15 protein-coding genes and 1 tRNA gene are annotated in these 15860 nt (G+C 68.1%); 13 read left to right on the forward strand and 3 right to left on the reverse strand.

Features of this window, described 5'->3' with window-relative positions:
• Window positions 1-28: 28 nt before the first annotated feature.
• Genes PARJ55_RS0103820 through PARJ55_RS21445 form a run of 5 tightly spaced genes read left to right on the forward strand, consistent with a single transcriptional unit; the run spans window position 29 to window position 6293 of the window.
• On the forward strand, window positions 29-1105 hold the full coding sequence (locus PARJ55_RS0103820; RefSeq protein WP_028711806.1) for a branched-chain amino acid ABC transporter permease: 1077 nt from the start codon (window positions 29-31) through the stop codon (window positions 1103-1105).
• 45 nt (window positions 1106-1150) lie between these two features.
• Window positions 1151-2431, forward strand: coding sequence for an ABC transporter substrate-binding protein (locus tag PARJ55_RS0103825; RefSeq protein ID WP_028711807.1), 1281 nt, complete (start codon window positions 1151-1153; stop codon window positions 2429-2431).
• Window positions 2432-2484: 53 nt separating this feature from the next.
• Window positions 2485-3309 (forward strand): ABC transporter ATP-binding protein, encoded by an 825-nt coding sequence (locus tag PARJ55_RS0103830; RefSeq protein ID WP_028711808.1) that lies wholly within the window; start codon window positions 2485-2487, stop codon window positions 3307-3309.
• A gap of 18 nt (window positions 3310-3327) precedes the next feature.
• Entirely contained in the window at window positions 3328-4545 is a 1218-nt protein-coding gene (locus PARJ55_RS0103835; protein ID WP_028711809.1) for a phenylacetate--CoA ligase family protein, read from the forward strand.
• A 29-nt stretch (window positions 4546-4574) separates the two neighbouring features.
• Window positions 4575-6293 carry a peptidoglycan-binding protein gene (locus tag PARJ55_RS21445; protein WP_051416142.1) on the forward strand — a complete coding sequence of 573 codons (1719 nt, stop codon included), beginning with the start codon at window positions 4575-4577 and terminating at the stop codon, window positions 6291-6293.
• A 309-nt stretch (window positions 6294-6602) separates the two neighbouring features.
• Here PARJ55_RS21445 and ykgO read toward each other — a convergent pair whose 3' ends face one another.
• Window positions 6603-6728, reverse strand: a complete 126-nt coding sequence (gene ykgO / locus PARJ55_RS0103845; protein WP_017998967.1) for a type B 50S ribosomal protein L36 — start codon at window positions 6726-6728, stop codon at window positions 6603-6605.
• A gap of 85 nt (window positions 6729-6813) precedes the next feature.
• Window positions 6814-6888, reverse strand: a tRNA-Val gene (locus PARJ55_RS0103850).
• Window positions 6889-7072: 184 nt separating this feature from the next.
• Between PARJ55_RS0103850 and PARJ55_RS0103855 the strand changes: the two genes are divergently transcribed.
• From PARJ55_RS0103855 to PARJ55_RS0103875, 5 genes are read left to right on the forward strand one after another with little or no spacing between them, the layout of a single operon-like run.
• Window positions 7073-7936, forward strand: coding sequence for an N-formylglutamate amidohydrolase (locus PARJ55_RS0103855; protein WP_028711810.1), 864 nt, complete (start codon window positions 7073-7075; stop codon window positions 7934-7936).
• 18 nt (window positions 7937-7954) lie between these two features.
• The gene (locus PARJ55_RS0103860; RefSeq protein WP_028711811.1) at window positions 7955-8857 is read left to right on the forward strand and encodes an SPFH domain-containing protein; all 903 of its coding nucleotides are present in this window, start codon (window positions 7955-7957) and stop codon (window positions 8855-8857) included.
• Window positions 8854-9126, forward strand: a complete 273-nt coding sequence (locus PARJ55_RS24485) for a hypothetical protein (protein WP_028711812.1) — start codon at window positions 8854-8856, stop codon at window positions 9124-9126. Before PARJ55_RS0103860 ends, PARJ55_RS24485 begins: the two co-directional genes overlap by 4 nt.
• 20 nt (window positions 9127-9146) lie before the next feature.
• Window positions 9147-9542, forward strand: coding sequence for an NUDIX hydrolase (locus PARJ55_RS0103870; protein ID WP_156929417.1), 396 nt, complete (start codon window positions 9147-9149; stop codon window positions 9540-9542).
• 51 nt (window positions 9543-9593) lie between these two features.
• Window positions 9594-10223: a glutathione S-transferase family protein gene (locus tag PARJ55_RS0103875; RefSeq protein ID WP_028711814.1), complete on the forward strand. Its 630-nt coding sequence runs from the start codon at window positions 9594-9596 to the stop codon at window positions 10221-10223.
• On the opposite strand, the gene pyrF is transcribed toward PARJ55_RS0103875, so the two are convergent.
• Window positions 10224-10916 carry an orotidine-5'-phosphate decarboxylase gene (gene pyrF, locus PARJ55_RS0103880; protein ID WP_028711815.1) on the reverse strand — a complete coding sequence of 231 codons (693 nt, stop codon included), beginning with the start codon at window positions 10914-10916 and terminating at the stop codon, window positions 10224-10226.
• Between the two features lie 153 nt (window positions 10917-11069).
• Here pyrF and clpB point away from each other — a divergent pair, with 153 nt between their 5' ends.
• The 3 genes from clpB (at window position 11070) to msrQ (ending at window position 15347) form a co-directional block, all read left to right on the forward strand.
• Window positions 11070-13697, forward strand: coding sequence for an ATP-dependent chaperone ClpB (gene clpB / locus PARJ55_RS0103885; protein ID WP_028711816.1), 2628 nt, complete (start codon window positions 11070-11072; stop codon window positions 13695-13697).
• A gap of 127 nt (window positions 13698-13824) precedes the next feature.
• Entirely contained in the window at window positions 13825-14721 is an 897-nt protein-coding gene (gene msrP, locus PARJ55_RS0103890; protein WP_028711817.1) for a protein-methionine-sulfoxide reductase catalytic subunit MsrP, read from the forward strand.
• A complete protein-coding gene (gene msrQ, locus PARJ55_RS0103895; RefSeq protein WP_028711818.1) occupies window positions 14721-15347 on the forward strand; it encodes a protein-methionine-sulfoxide reductase heme-binding subunit MsrQ in 627 nt (208 codons plus the stop codon). Before msrP ends, msrQ begins: the two co-directional genes overlap by 1 nt.
• The last annotated feature ends 513 nt before the right edge of the window (window positions 15348-15860 follow it).

Raw genomic sequence — 15860 nt, forward strand, 5'->3', positions numbered from 1 at the left:
GTCGAAACGACCAAGCCGGGAGGGGCGGATGTTCTATCGTGAGGCGGGCGACTTCAAGACGAGCTATCGCGACGATGGCCAGACCTTTCCGATCAAGCTGGATCGCTGGGGCTATTACGCGATCCTGGCGGTGGCCTTCCTGGTCGTGCCCTTCGTCATCGACAGCTACTGGGCCAATGCGGTGCTGGTGCCCTTCCTGATCTATGCCATCGCGGCGATCGGGCTGAACATCCTGACCGGCTATGCCGGGCAGGTCAGCCTGGGCACCGGCGGCTTCATGGCGGTGGGCGCCTATGCGGTCTACAAGCTGATGGTCGCCTTTCCGGGGGTGCCGATCGTCATCCATATCGTGCTGGCCGGGGCGATCACGGCGGTCGTGGGCATGCTTTTCGGCCTGCCCAGCCTGCGGATCAAGGGCTTCTACCTGGCGGTGGCGACGCTGGCCGCGCAGTTCTTCCTGGTCTGGCTGTTCAACAAGGTGCCGTGGTTCTACAACTATTCGGCCTCGGGGCAGATCAACGCGCCCGAACGCACCATCCTGGGCTGGGCGGTGACCGGGCCCGCCACCACGGCCTCGGCGAAATACCTGATCTGCCTGTCCTTCGCCGTCCTGCTGGCCTGGGTGGCGCGCAACCTGACCCGCGGCAGCGTGGGCCGCAAATGGATGGCGATCCGCGACATGGACATCGCGGCCGAGATCATCGGGGTGAACCCGCTGACCGCCAAGCTGTCGGCCTTTGCCGTCTCGAGCTTCTTCGTCGGCATCGCCGGGGCGCTGTTGTTCTCGGTCTATCTGGGCGCGGCCGAGGCCAGCGAGGCCTTCGGCATCAACAAGAGCTTCCTGGTGCTGTTCATGATCATCATCGGCGGGCTCGGCAGCATCTTCGGCAGTTTTGCCGGCGCCGCCTTCCTGGTGCTGCTGCCGGTCTTCCTGAAGAACGTGCTGGTGGCGCAGCTGGGTTGGCCGACCGACCTGGCCGCCCATATCGAGCTGATGATCGTCGGCGCGCTGATCGTGTTCTTCCTGATCGTCGAGCCGCACGGGCTGGCGCGTCTCTGGGCGCTGACGAAGGAGAAGCTGCGGCTCTGGCCGTTCCCGCATTAACGACCGGACAACCGGCGGAACAAAACCCTTGGGGAGGAGACCAAGATGAAACTGAAACTCGCAACCGTCGCGCTGGGCGCCGTCATGGCGGCGGCGCCGGCCATGGCCGACCTGGTGGTGCCGAACCTCAGCTACCGGACCGGGCCCTATGGGGCCAACGGCACGCAATATGCCGACGGGTTCAACGACTATTTCACCCTGCTGAATGAGCGCGACGGCGGCATCGGCGGCGAAAGGATCCGCACCCCGGAATGCGAGACCGCCTATAACACCGAGAAGGGCGTCGAATGCTATGAATCGACCAAGGGCTCGGGCGCGCTGGTCTACAACCCGCTCTCCACCGGCATCACCTATCAGCTGATCCCCAAGGTCGCGGCCGACAAGATCCCGCTCTACACCCCGGGCTATGGGCGCACCTCGGCCAAGAACGGCAAGGTCTTCGAATGGGTGTTCAACGCCCCGGCGAACTACTGGGACGGCGCCTCGGTCGCGGTGAAATACCTGCTGGACCAGAACGGCGGCAGCCTCGAGGGCAAGAAGATCGCGCTGGTCTATCACAACTCGGCCTATGGCAAGGAGCCGATCCGCACCCTGCAGGAGCTTGGCAAGAAGCACGGCTTCACCCTGACCGAGCTGCCGGTCGACCCGCCCGGCCAGGAGCAGAAGAGCCAGTGGCTGCAGATCCGCCGCGACAAGCCGGATTACGTGCTGATGTGGGGCTGGGGCGTGATGAACCAGACCGCCATCCAGGAGGCCGCCAACATCCGCTTCCCGATGGAGAACTTCATCGGCACCTACTGGTCCGGTTCGGAGGTGGACGTGAAGCCGGTGGGCGCGGGCGCCAACGGCTACAAGGCGCTGACCTTCCACGGCGTCGGCATGGATTACCCGATCTATGAGGACATGAAGAAGCACGTCATCGATCCGGGCAAGGCCTCGCAGGGCGGGCAGTTCGTCGGCTCGGTGCTGTATTCGCGCGGCATGTATGCGGCGGTCGTCATCGCCGAGGCCATCGCCAAGGCGCAGGAGCTGGCCGGCACGCCGCAGATCACCGCGGCGCAGCTGCGCGACGGGTTCGAGGCGCTGGACATCACCCCCGAGCGGCTGGCCGAACTGGGCCTGCCGGACTTCGGACCCGAGATCAAGATGACCTGCGACAACCACGGCGGCAGCGGCATGGCGCGCTTGCAGCAATGGGATGCCTCGGCCGGGAAATGGACCCTGATCACCGACTTCACCCAGCCAGATCAGGATGTTCTGGACCCGCTGATCCTTGAGGACAGCGAAGCCTATGCCAAGGAAGCCGGCATCTCGCCGCGCTGCTGATCCCTTGCCCCGGCGGTGCGCCGCCGGGGCCCATCGATCCGGAGGGAAAGCCCATGTTCGACGCCGTGCCCGACCGCGAGACCCTGCTCGAGGTCAACAATATCGAGGTGATCTACAATCACGTCATCCTGGTCCTGAAGGGCGTCAGCCTGTCGGTGCCCAAGGGCGGCATCACCGCGCTTCTGGGCGGCAACGGCGCGGGCAAGACGACGACGCTGAAGGCGATCTCGAACCTGCTGCATTCCGAGCGGGGCGAGGTCACCAAGGGCGCGATCAGCTATCGCGGCGCGCGGATCCAGGACATGGACCCCGCCTCGGTGGTGAAGAAGGGCATCATCCAGGTGATGGAGGGCCGCCACTGCTTCGAGCACCTGACCATCGAGGAGAACCTGCTGACCGGCGCCTATACCCGCACCGACGGCGGCGCGGCGATCCGCCAGGACCTGGAGATGGTCTATTCCTATTTCCCCCGTCTCAAGGAGCGCCGGAAAAGCCAGGCCGGCTATACCTCGGGCGGGGAGCAGCAGATGTGCGCGATGGGCCGGGCGCTGATGTCCCGCCCCGAGACGATCCTGCTGGACGAGCCCTCGATGGGTCTGGCGCCGCAGCTGGTCGAGCAGATCTTCGAGATCGTGAAGGCGGTGAACGAGGGCGAGGGCGTGACCTTCCTTCTGGCCGAGCAGAACACCAATGTCGCGCTGCGCTATGCCCATTACGGCTATATCCTGGAAAGCGGCCGCGTGGTGATGGACGGTCCGGCGGACGCGCTGCGCGAGAACCCGGACGTCAAGGAATTCTATCTCGGCATGTCCGACCAGGGCCGCAAGAGCTTTCGCGACGTGCGGTCCTATCGCCGGCGCAAGCGCTGGCTGGCCTGAGCGCAGAAAGGCATCCCCATGACATTCTATGACGAGCTTGAAACCCGCAGCGCCGAGGCGCGGGCGCTGTGGCTGGCGGCCGAATTGCCCGCCGCGCTGACGCGGGCCCGCACGGCGCCGGCGCTGGCCCGCATCCTGGCCGGGATCGAGCCGGATCAGATCACCAGCCGCGAGGCGCTGGCCCGGCTGCCGGTGATCCGCAAATCCGAGCTTTCCGAGGCGCAGAGGCGGATCTCGCCCTTCGGCGGCTTCACCACGCGGCCGGCGGCGGAGTTCGAGAACGTGTTCCAGAGCCCCGGCCCGATCTACGAGCCCGGGCGGCGCGGCGCGGACTGGTGGCGGCTGGGTCGGTTCCTGCATGCGGCGGGGGTCGGGGCAGGCGACATCATCCACAATTGCTTCGGCTATCACCTGACCCCGGCGGGCATGATGTTCGAAAGCGCCGCCCGCGCGGTCGGGGCCGCGACCCTGCCGGCCGGCACCGGCCAGACCGAGCTGCAGGTCCGCGCCGCCGCGGACATCGGCACCACCGTCTATGCGGGCACGCCCGATTATCTGAAGGTGATGCTGGACAAGGCCGGGGAACTGGGCGAGCGGCTGTCCTTTACCCGCGCCGTGGTCTCGGGCGGGGCGCTGTTTCCCAGCCTGCGCCAGGCCTATGCGGATCGCGGCATCGCCACCACGCAATGCTACGCTACCGCCGATCTGGGCCTGATCGCCTATGAATCCCCGGCCATGGAGGGGATGATCGTGGACGAGCGGGTGATCGTCGAGATCGTCCGCCCCGGCACCGGCGACCCGGTCCCGGATGGCGAGGTGGGCGAGGTGGTGGTGACCACGCTGAACCCGGATTATCCGCTGGTGCGCTTCGCGACGGGCGACCTTTCGGCGGTTCTGCCCGGCGTCAGCCCCTGCGGGCGCACGAACATGCGCATCAAGGGCTGGATGGGCCGCGCCGACCAGACCACCAAGATCAAGGGCATGTTCGTGCGTCCCGAGCAGGTCGCGGCGCTGGTCGCCCGGCACCCCGAGATCAGCCGCGCCCGCGTCGTCGCGGACCGCTCGGGTGATATGGATGTGATGACGGTGCTGCTGGAAACCGGGGCCGATGATGCGGCAAGATACGAGGGAACGGTGTTGGACACACTGAAACTTCGCGGCCGGGTGGAACTGGTTGCGCCGGGTTCGCTGCCGAATGACGGCAAGGTGATCGAGGACCGGCGCAGCTACGACTGATTCCGGTCGCCCGGAATGAGGTCGCCCGCATGCGCATCGCCGCAGCCCTGCTTGCCGCCCTGATCGGGGCCGCGCCCGCCTGGGCCGAAAACCGCGCCGTGATCGTCGGCAATGCCGATTACCGCAGCGCCCCCGATCTGGCGGGCTCGGACACGGTGGCGCTGGGAAATACCCTGCGCGTGGCGGGTTTCACCACCCAGCAAGGCGTCGATCTGGCGGCGGGTCCCCTGCGCCGCCTGATCGAGTCGCTGGTCCGCGCCGATCCGGCGCCGGGCGCGCGCATCGTGGCGCTGAACGGCCGCTTCCTGAACGACGGGACCGAGACCTGGTTCATGGGCGCCGATGCCGAGGAGCCCGGCCGCCTGGGCGTGGGCATGCAGGGCGTGCCGCTGTCGCTGGTCATGCGGCTGATGGCCGGGGGCGATCCGGGCGCGGTGCTGGTGCTGGGCACCGACGGGCAACGGATGCCGCATCGACCGGGGCTGGAAAACGGCATCGGCCCGCTGGCGCCGCCCCGCGGGGTCTGGGTCGTCACCGGCTCGCCCGAGGCGGGGGCCCGCGCCATGGGCCGCTTGGCCGGCGGCGCCAGCCTGGTGCAGGCCATGGCGGCCGATCCGGCGCTGCAGCTGGTGCCGGGCGGGGCCCGGGATCCGGTGCTGGCCCCGCGCCGGAAGGTCCCTGACCCGCAGGCTGCCGACCGCGATGCCTGGGCCGAAGCCTCGACCGCGGACGGCATGCGCGCCTATCAGGACTATCTCGCGCGCTTTCCGCGCGGGCTCTATGCCGCCCCCGCTCGCGAGCGGCTGGCGCAGATCCGCCGCGCGCCGGCTGCGCAGAGTGCCGACCGCCATGTCTGGGCGCGGGTCGTGGCCGAGGATTCGGCCGCAGGCTACGTCGCCTATCTGCAGGATTTCCCGGCAGGGCGCTTCGCCCGCGTCGCCCGCCTCCGGCTCGCCGAGCTGCGCCCCGTCCGGCCCGGCCCGGATCTTTCCCCGGCGGCCGCGGCGGAACAGGCGCTGAACCTCGCCCCGGCCGAGCGCGCCGCCATCCAGCGCCGCCTGTCGCAGCTCGGCGGCCAGCCCGGCCCGGCCGACGGCGTTTTCGGCCAGCGCACGCGCGCGGCGATCACGGACTGGCAGCGCCGGAACGGGCTGGCGGCGACGGGTCATCTGACCCGCAGCCAGGTCCGGATGCTCGCCACCCAGGTCGAGCGGCTGCAGGCCGATGCCGCCGCCCGCGACCGCGCCTGGTGGCGGCAGACCGGTGCGCAGGGCGATCCCGAAGGATTGCGCGCCTATCTGGACCGCTATCCCGACGGCCTTCACGCCGAGACCGCGCGCCGCCGGCTCTCCGGCGGCCAGCCCGACCCGGCGGCCGCGCCCGCCGGCGACGAGGCGACCTGGCGCTGGGTCGGCCGCCAGGGCTCGGCCGCGGCCTACGAGACCTATCTGGACCGTTTCCCGGCCGGCGCCCATGCGGCGCAGGCCCGGCAGCGGCTTGCCACCTTGCGCGCTGGCATCGAAGCGGCGCGCCGCGAAGAATCCGCGCTGGGCCTGACCCCCTCGGCGCGGCGGCTGATCGAGGACCGGCTACGCCTGGCCGGCATGCAGCCCGGCGCGGTCGACGGCGAATTCACCGAGGAAACCCGCGCCGCCCTGCGCCGCTATCAAGAGGCGCGCAACCTGCGCGTGACCGGTTACCTCACGCAGCAGACGGTCTCGGGCCTTCTGGCGGATGGGCCGCGCTGACCGGCAGCCGTGAAGCCCGCGCCGCCTTGGCCCGGGCGGCGCTTCGTTCGGCGCTGGCCGGCATGCGTCCCGGGCCGGCCATTCCGGCGGAGCTTCTCCGCGCCACCCCTCCGTCACGCCCGACCGTGTCCCGACCGAAGCCGGGCGTCCCGCCGCGCCGATCACCGCCCCTGCGATCTTCTCCCTTGTGGAAATATCCACGAGGGTGTGGGGGCAGTCGGCCCCCACCGGCCGGGTTCCAGGCCGGAAAGCAAGACGCCCGCGGCGCGGGGCCTGCGGGCGTCCTTGAATCGGATGATTCGCCGGTTCTCAGCCCTGGCGGGCCTTGAAGCGCGGGTTGGTCTTGTTGATGACGTAGATGCGGCCCTTGCGGCGCACGATCTGGCAATCGCGGTGGCGGCTCTTGAGCGAGCGGAGCGAATTGCGAACCTTCATCGGTCTTCTCCTATCGCGGCGCATCGCTAAGGTCGCGCCTTGGAAACGAAATACCCCCGGTTGAGCCCCGGGGGCGCGAAACGAATGGTGGGCGGTACTGGGATCGAACCAGTGGCCACTACGATGTCAACGTAGTGCTCTACCGCTGAGCTAACCGCCCACTGACAGGTGATTCTTCCGGCTTGCGCCGCCAGATCGCCTTGGTCCGCGTGTCTATAGCCACCTCGCCCCGGGGTTTCAAGCCCTCAATCGACGGCTATTGGCGGCGCCCGATCATGGTTTATAACCCTTTCTGTCTTATCACCCAGATCTGGCGCCGGTCGCGCCGCCGGGGAACGCCAGGGATGACCAGGGAAGAGCCGATTTTCGATCTGATGCGGCCGCCGTCGTGGCAGGGCGGGGTGATCTTTGCCTCGCCGCATTCCGGCCGCGCCTATCCCGACTGGTTCCTGGCCGAATCGCGGCTGGACGCGCAGCAGCTGCGCTCGTCCGAGGATGCTTTCGTGGACCGGCTGATCGCCCCGGCGCTGGACCATGGCGCCGCGGTGCTGACCGCGCGGGTGCCGCGCTGCGTGGTGGACCTGAATCGCGGCCCCGAGGAAATCGACCCGCTGGTGGTCTCGGGCGCCGCCCCGGCGATGAGCAATCCGCGCATCATGGCCGGCCTGGGGGTGATTCCCCGCGTCGTCTCGCAGGGCCGTGCCATCCACGACCGGCCGATCCCGCGGGCCGAGGCCGAAAGCCGCATCGCCCGGCTCTGGCATCCCTATCACCGCGCGCTTTCCGGCCTGATCGAGGAGGCGGTGGCGCGGTTCGGCGGCGCCGTCCTGATCGATATGCATTCCATGCCGCGCGATGCGCTGGTGCATCTGCCGCGCCCGCGCCCCGACATGGTGCTGGGCGACCGCAACGGCGTTTCGGCCGCGCCGCGGATCAGCGCCGGCGTGGCCGATGCCGTGGTGGCCGAGGGCTTCCGGCTGCGGCGCAATTCGCCCTTTTCCGGCGCCTATATCACCCAGACCTATGGTCGGCCGCGCAGCAATGTCCATGTCGTGCAGCTGGAACTGGACCGCTCGCTCTACATGGACGAGCGCCGGATCGAGCCGCGCGCCGATTTCGACCTGTTCCGGACCCGTTTCGCCCGCGTCGTCGCGCGGCTGGCGCGGCTGCGTCCGGACGCCAGCGATTCGGCCTTCGCCGCCGAGTGAACCAGAAAGGAGGCCGCGATGCCGCCCGAATTCGCCGAGATGATCGGCCAGAACCTCGCCCTGATCATTCTGGCGCTGGTGATCCTGTTCGCCGTCAGCCGCGCCGTCCGCATCGTGCCGCAATCGGAAAAATACGTCGTCGAACGCTTCGGCCGGCTGCATGCGGTGCTGGGGCCGGGGATCAACTTCATCGTGCCCTTCCTCGACCGGGTGGCGCATCGGATCTCGGTGCTGGAGCGCCAGCTGCCGACATCGCGCCAGGATGCGATCACGGCGGACAACGTGCTGGTGCAGGTCGAAACCAGCGTCTTCTATCGCATCATCGAGCCGGAAAAGACCGTCTATCGCATCCGCGACGTGGATGCGGCCATCGCCACCACGGTGGCGGGGATCGTGCGTTCGGAGATCGGCGCGATGGAGCTGGACCAGGTGCAGTCGAACCGCGCCCCGCTGATCGAGCGCATCCGCGAATCGCTGGCCAATATCGTCGACGACTGGGGCATCGAGGTGACGCGGGCCGAGATCCTGGACGTCAACCTGGACGAGGCCACGCGCGCCGCCATGCTGCAGCAGCTGAATGCCGAACGTGCCCGCCGTGCCCAGGTGACCGAGGCCGAGGGCCGACGCCGCGCCGTGGAACTGGCCGCCGACGGCGATCTTTACGCCGCCGAGCAGCAGGCCAAGGCCAAGCGGCTGCTGGCCGATGCCGAGGCCTATGCCACCGCGGCCATCGCCACGGCGATCCGCGAGGGCGGGATCGAGGCGGCGCAATACCAGGTCGCCATGCGCCAGGTCGAGGTGCTGGCCGAGGTCGGCAAGGGGCAGGGCAAGCAGACGGTGATCGTTCCCGCCTCGGCCGTCGAGGCGCTTGGCGACGCCTTCCGCATGCTCCGCGGCGTGAAGCCAGGGGGCGCGGCATGAGCTGGGCGAACGGCTGGATCTGGATCATCGCGGCGCTCCTTTTGGCGGCGCTGGAACTGGCGCTGCCGGGCTGGTTCTTCCTGGGGCTCGCCGGGGCGGTGCTGCTGATGGGGCTGGCGCTGCTTTTGGGCCTGTGGCCCGGCGGGTTGCCGATGGCGCTGGTGGTCACGGCGGTCCTGACCGGGGTGATCTGGCTGGCGCTGCGGCGCATCTTCGGCAGGAACCGGGGCGAGGTGCGGCGCTGGACCCGCGACATCAACGACAACTAGGCCTGGCCGGCGCCAAGCTGGTGCTGACCCATGGGGCGGATCTGCTGACCTGCCTGCGCGACGATTATCCCTGGATTCCCTTTCCGGGTCATTGGGACCTGCCCGGCGGCGGCGCCGAGCCGGGCGAGACGCCGGTCGCATGCGCCCTGCGCGAGCTTTACGAGGAATTCGGGCTGCGGCTTGCCCCGGGGCGGCTGACGGGGCGGGCCTTTGCCTCGCTTGGCGAACCGGGGCGCGCGTCATGGCTGTTTTCCGGCACGATCACGGCGGCCGAGATCGCCGCGATCCGCTTCGGCGACGAGGGGCAGGAATGGCGGATGATGCCGGTGGCGGAATTCGTCGCCCATCCCCGGGCCGTGCCGCATTTCCGCGACCGGGTGCGGCTTGTTCTTGCCGGATCGGGCTGCGGGATTTGAGAATCGCCCGCCGCTGTGCATGATCGGCGCATCGACAGGAAGGAGGCATGCATGTCTCGAATGCAGCTATACCGTCGCAACGGCTGGGGCTCGGCCATCGTCGAGGCACAACTGGCGCATTACGGCCTTGAGGCCGAGAGGATCGAGGTCGCGGACCTGTTCCTCGATCCGGCCGCCAAGCGCGACCTGATGCGGATCAGTCCGGCGGGGCAGATCCCGGTGCTGATCCTGCCCGACGGGCGGGTGATGTCGGAAAGCGCGGCGATCACCCTGCACCTGGCCGACATGACCGAGCGGGACGATCTGGTACCGGCCCCCGGCGCGCCCGAGCGGCCGCGCTTCCTGCGCTGGCTGATGTTCCTGGTCGCGCAGGTCTATCCCTGCTTCACCTTCGGCGACGATCCCTCGCGCTTTCTCAGCGACGGCACGGCGCAGAAGGAGCTGGGCGAGGCCACCACCGCGCGGCTGCAGGAACTGTGGACCGCGGTGGAGGGCGTGGCGGGCGCCCCCTGGTTCCTGGGCGAACGCTTCTCGGCCCTGGACATCTATCTGGCGGTGATGACCAACTGGAAGCCCGGACCGGCATGGTTCCAGGGGAATGCGCCCAAGGTCTGGGCCATCGCCCGCGCCACGGCGGCGCGCGAGGACCTGGCGCCGGTGCTTCAGCGCAATTTCGGCTGATTACGCCCCGGCGAGTTCGGCCTGGATCGCCTGCGCCGCGGCGCGGGGGTCCGCGGCCTGCCAGATCGGGCGGCCGACGACGATATGGTCGGCGCCGCTGGCGATGGCGGTCGCGGGCGTCTCGATCCGCTTCTGGTCGCCGGCGTCGCTGCCGGCCGGGCGTACGCCGGGGGTGACGATCAGCCGGCCCGCCGCCTCGGGCAGGGCGCGGATCAGGGCCGCCTCGCGCGGGCTGGCGATGACGCCGTCGGCCCCGGCCTCGAAGGCGCGGGCGGTGCGGGTGGCGACGATCTCGGCCAGATCGCCCGGCACGATCAGCCCGGCATCGAGGTCGGCGCGGTCCAGCGAGGTCAGGATGGTCACCGCCAGGATCTTCAGCCCCGACGCGCTTGCCCCCTGTTTCGCCGCCCGGACCACATGCGGGTCGCCGTGCACGGTCAGGAAATCCAGGTCGTATTGCGCGATGCCTTTCACCGCCGCCTCGACCGTGGCGCCGATGTCGAAGAACTTCATGTCCAGGAAGATGCGCTTGCCGTGTTCCTGCTTGAGCTCGTTGGCGAGTGCGAGCCCGCCACCGGTCAGCATCCCCAGGCCGATCTTGTAGAAGCTGGCCGCGTCGCCGATCCTTTCGGCCAGCTCCAGCCCGGCCAGCGCGTTCGGCACGTCCAGCGCCACGATCAGACGGTCGTCCATGTTCCACCTCAGCCTGCGACAAACGGCCCGCTTATAGGGGGGAACCGGCTGTCTTGAAACCCCGTTTCGTCCTGCCCATGTGACAGGCAGGACCCGAGCCGGATCGTGCCAATGCGGGCGGTCCAAAGCGGGGGCTGAGGAAAGGAATTTCATATGGATATGGAAAAGTTCACGGAACGGTCGCGCGGTTTCCTGCAGGCGGCGCAGACCATCGCGATCCGCGAGGAAAACCAGCGCGTGATGCCCGAGCATCTGCTGAAGGCGCTGATGGACGACGAGCAGGGCTTTGCCAGCAATCTGATCGCGCGGGCCGGCGGCGACGCCCAGGCCGTGCGCCAGGCCGTCGACCAGGCGGTGGCGAAACAGCCCAAGGTCAGCGGCGGGCAGGGTCAGGTCTATGTCGATACCTCGCTGGTGCGCGTGCTGGACGAGGCCGAGAAGCTGGCCAAGAAGGCCGGCGACAGTTTCGTGCCGGCCGAGCGGGTGCTGACGGCGCTTGCCATCGTCAACACCAATGCACGCGACGCGCTGACGGCGGGCAAGGTGACGGCGCAGGCGCTGAACAGCGCCATCAACGACGTCCGCAAGGGCCGGACGGCCGACACGGCCAGCGCCGAGGACAGCTATGAGGCGCTGTCGAAATACGCCCGCAACCTGACCGAGGCCGCGGCCGAGGGCAAGATCGACCCGATCATCGGCCGGGACGAGGAAATCCGCCGCGCCATGCAGGTGCTGTCCCGCCGCACCAAGAACAACCCGGTGCTGATCGGCGAGCCCGGCGTCGGCAAGACCGCCATCGCCGAAGGGCTGGCGCTGCGCATCATCGACGGCGACGTGCCGGAAAGCCTGCGCAACAAGCAGCTTTGGGCGCTGGACATGGGCGCGCTGATCGCCGGCGCGAAATATCGCGGCGAGTTCGAGGAGCGGCTGAAGGCCGTGCTGAAGGAGATCGAGGATGCCGCCGGCGAGATCGTGCTGTTCATCGACGAGCTGCATGTGCTGGTCGGGGCCGGCAAGACCGACGGCGCCATGGATGCCGCGAACCTGATCAAGCCGGCGCTGGCCCGGGGCGAGCTGCATTGCGTCGGCGCCACCACGCTGGACGAATACCGCAAGTATATCGAAAAGGACGCGGCGCTGGCCCGGCGCTTCCAGCCGGTCATGGTCGAGGAGCCGACGGTCGAGGACACGATCAGCATCCTGCGCGGCATCAAGGAGAAGTATGAGCTGCACCACGGCGTCCGCATCAGCGACGCCGCGCTGGTGGCTGCCGCGACCCTGTCGCATCGCTACATCACCGATCGTTTCCTGCCCGACAAGGCCATCGACCTGGTGGACGAGGCGGCGAGCCGGCTGCGCATGGAAGTGGACAGCAAGCCCGAGGAGCTGGACCAGCTCGACCGGCAGATCCTGCAGATGCAGATCGAGGCCGAGGCGCTGAAGAAGGAAGACGACGCCGCCTCCAAGGACCGGCTGGAGAAGCTGGAGAAGCAGCTCTCCGAGTTGCAGGAGAAATCCGCGACCATGACCGCCCGCTGGCAGGCCGAACGCGATCGGCTGGAGGGCTCGCGCAACCTCAAGGAACAGCTCGACCGCGCCCGCGCCGAGTTGGACCAGGCCAAGCGCGAAGGAAACCTGGCCCGCGCCGGCGAGCTTTCCTATGGCATCATCCCGGGCCTCGAGCGGCAGCTGGCCGAATCCGAGGGCAGCGAGGACGGGCCGATGGTCGAGGAAGCCGTGCGCCCCGAGCAGATCGCCGAGGTGGTGGAACGCTGGACCGGCATCCCCACCAGCAAGATGCTGGAGGGTGAGCGCGAGAAGCTGTTGAAGATGGAGGACGTGCTGGGCAAGCGCGTCATCGGCCAGTCCGAGGCGGTGACGGCCGTGTCCAACGCCGTGCGCCGGGCGCGGGCCGGGCTGAACGACCCCAAGCGGCCGCTGGGCAGCTTCCTGTTCCTGGGCCCGACCGGCGTCGGCAAGACCGAGCTGACCAAGGCCATCGCCGAATACCTGTTCGACGACGACTCGGCCATGGTCCGCATCGACATGTCCGAGTTCATGGAGAAGCATTCGGTCGCGCGGCTGATCGGCGCGCCTCCGGGCTATGTCGGCTATGACGAGGGCGGCGTGCTGACCGAGGCGGTGCGGCGGCGTCCCTATCAGGTGATCCTGTTCGACGAGGTCGAAAAGGCGCATCCGGACGTCTTCAACGTGCTGCTGCAGGTGCTGGACGACGGCCAGCTGACCGACGGCCAGGGCCGGACGGTGGACTTCAAGCAGACGCTGATCGTGCTGACCTCGAACCTCGGGGCGCAGGCGCTGTCGCAACTGCCCGAGGGCGCCGATTCGAGTCAGGCGCGCGCGCAGGTGATGGATGCGGTCCGGGCGCATTTCCGCCCCGAATTCCTGAACCGGCTGGACGAGATCATCATCTTCCATCGCCTCACGCGCGAGAACATGGACGGCATCGTCAAGATCCAGCTCTGGCAGCTGGAAAGCCGGCTGGCGCAGCACAAGATCGGGCTGGAGCTGGACGAGGCGGCGCTGAAATGGCTGGCGGACGAGGGCTATGACCCGGTCTTCGGCGCCCGGCCGCTGAAGCGGGTGATGCAGCGCAGCCTGCAGAACCCCCTGGCCGAGATGATCCTGGCCGGAGAGGTTCTGGACGGCCAGACCGTGCATGTCAGCGCCGGCCCAGAGGGGCTGATCGTGGGCAACCGCGTGACTACGGCGCATCTCGGCTCGGCCGGCGAGGACGGGCCGCGGGTGCCGCTGCACTGACGCAAAGGGGCGGATGCGTCGGCATCCGCCCTTTTCCTTCCGGTCCTCGCGTGGAAATCACGCGGAATTTCATCGGCATCCGCCTGGGCGGGTGGCATGATGGCTCTGGGCAGAGGGGGAATTTGCCATGGCGCTGAAATGGTCCGATGTCACGCCCGAGGCGGATTACCTGAGCCGGCGGGCCTTTCTGGCGGCGGGCGTCGCGGCGCTGGCCACGCCGGCTCTCGGTCTCAGCGGCAAGCCCTCGGCCTTCTCGACCGACGAGACGTCGAACAGCTTCGAGGACATCACCAATTACAACAATTTCTACGAATTCGGCACCGGCAAGACCGATCCGGCCCAATATGCCGGCAGCCTGAAGACCGCGCCCTGGTCGGTGCAGATCGACGGCATGGTGGACAGGCCCGGCAGCTACGGCGTCGAGGACCTCGCCCCCGAGGCGGCGCTGGAGGAGCGGATCTATCGCCTGCGCTGCGTCGAGGCCTGGTCGATGGTCATTCCGTGGCTCGGCGTGCCCCTGGCCGGGGCGCTCGGCAAGGCCGGCGTGCAGCCGGGCGCGAAATACGTCGCCTTCCGCACGCTGCACGACCCCGGCCAGATGCCCGGCCAGCGGTCGCGCATCATCGACTGGCCCTATCGCGAGGGGCTGCGGCTGGACGAGGCCATGCATCCGCTGACCATCCTTGCCACCGGGCTTTACGGCCGGGTGCTGCCCAACCAGAACGGCGCGCCGATCCGGCTGGTGGTGCCGTGGAAATACGGCTTCAAGTCGATCAAGTCGATCGTCGGGATCACCCTGACCGACAGGCAGCCGCCATGCAGCTGGCAGATGCTGCAGCCCGGCGAATACGGCTTCTATGCCAATGTGAATCCGCAGGTGGACCATCCGCGCTGGTCGCAGGCCACCGAAAGGCGGATCGGCAGCGGACTGTTCGGCGGCCGGCAGGAGACGCTGATGTTCAACGGCTATGGCGATCAGGTGGCCGGGCTCTATGCGGGCATGGACCTGGCGAAGCATTACTGATGCCGCAGCACCTCAATCGCTGGCTGCGGCATGTCCCGGTCTGGGCGGTCTGGCTGCTGGGGTTGATTCCGCTGGGGCTGCTGGTCTGGGACACGCTGCACGGCCATCTGGGCGTCGATCCGGTGCGGGATATCGAGCATCGGCTGGGCCGCACCGCGATCTATTTCCTGCTGGCGACGCTGGCGGTGACGCCGCTGCTGCGGCTGGCGCGGCTGAACCTGATGCGCTTTCGCCAGGCGCTGGGGCTGATCTGTTTCAGCTATGCCGCCTGCCATCTGGCGGCCTGGGTGGTCTTCGACATGGCCTTTCTCTGGGCGCAGATGCTCAGGGACGTGGCCAAGCGGCCCTATCTGGTCTTCGGCATGCTGGGCTTTGCCATGCTGCTGGCGCTGGCGCTGACCTCGAACCGCTTCTCGATCCGCCGCCTGGGCCCGCGCTGGGGGCAATTGCATCGGCTGGTCTATCCGGCGGCGATTCTGGCGGCGGTGCATTGGCTCTGGGCGCTGAAGGTCTGGGAATCCTGGCCGCTGACGATTCTCGGGGCGATTCTGGTGCTGCTGGGCCTGCGTTTGCCGGGAAAAGCGCGGCGGCGGAGATCGGCCGGGCTGTCGCGGCCTGCGGAGTGATTCCCCCGCCGCTTCACGGCGACGGCCCTGATCCTTCCCATTTTCCTCTTACTTTACGGGCAGTTACCTTCTTCTGTCATTTTTCTTTATTTTTGGTCTTGCGGGTTTGTTTTGCGGGGTCTAGATACCCGCTCACCGAACGACGGCAGCGTCGGACGGGACGGGGAAGCGGGAGCGGAACCGAGACAATCTGGGAATGACTGACCGGACGGGGCGTCAAGCGAATGACGCATCTTCCGCGATTTTGTTTCCTCTGCTTTTTGACATTATGGTATATCTGAAGGGATATGCGGGCGGTCTGGTCGTTTTTCGGCGAGGGAGTTTGCATATCGGCCTGGTAGGGGGAACCCGATGATCCAGGTGTCAGCTTCACTGTTTGACGGTTCACGTTTTGTGGAACGACAAGCAGAGATGATCACCCGCTAGTCGCGGGTGACAGATGTGCAAGGTTCTTCTGTCAAGGATAGCTGCTTCGGTGGCTTTCAACTTGAGAGTTTGATCCTGGCTCAGAAC

Origin of the sequence: Paracoccus sp. J55, assembly GCF_000513975.1 — a bacterium.
In the GTDB taxonomy this organism is placed as follows: Bacteria; Pseudomonadota; Alphaproteobacteria; order Rhodobacterales; family Rhodobacteraceae; genus Paracoccus.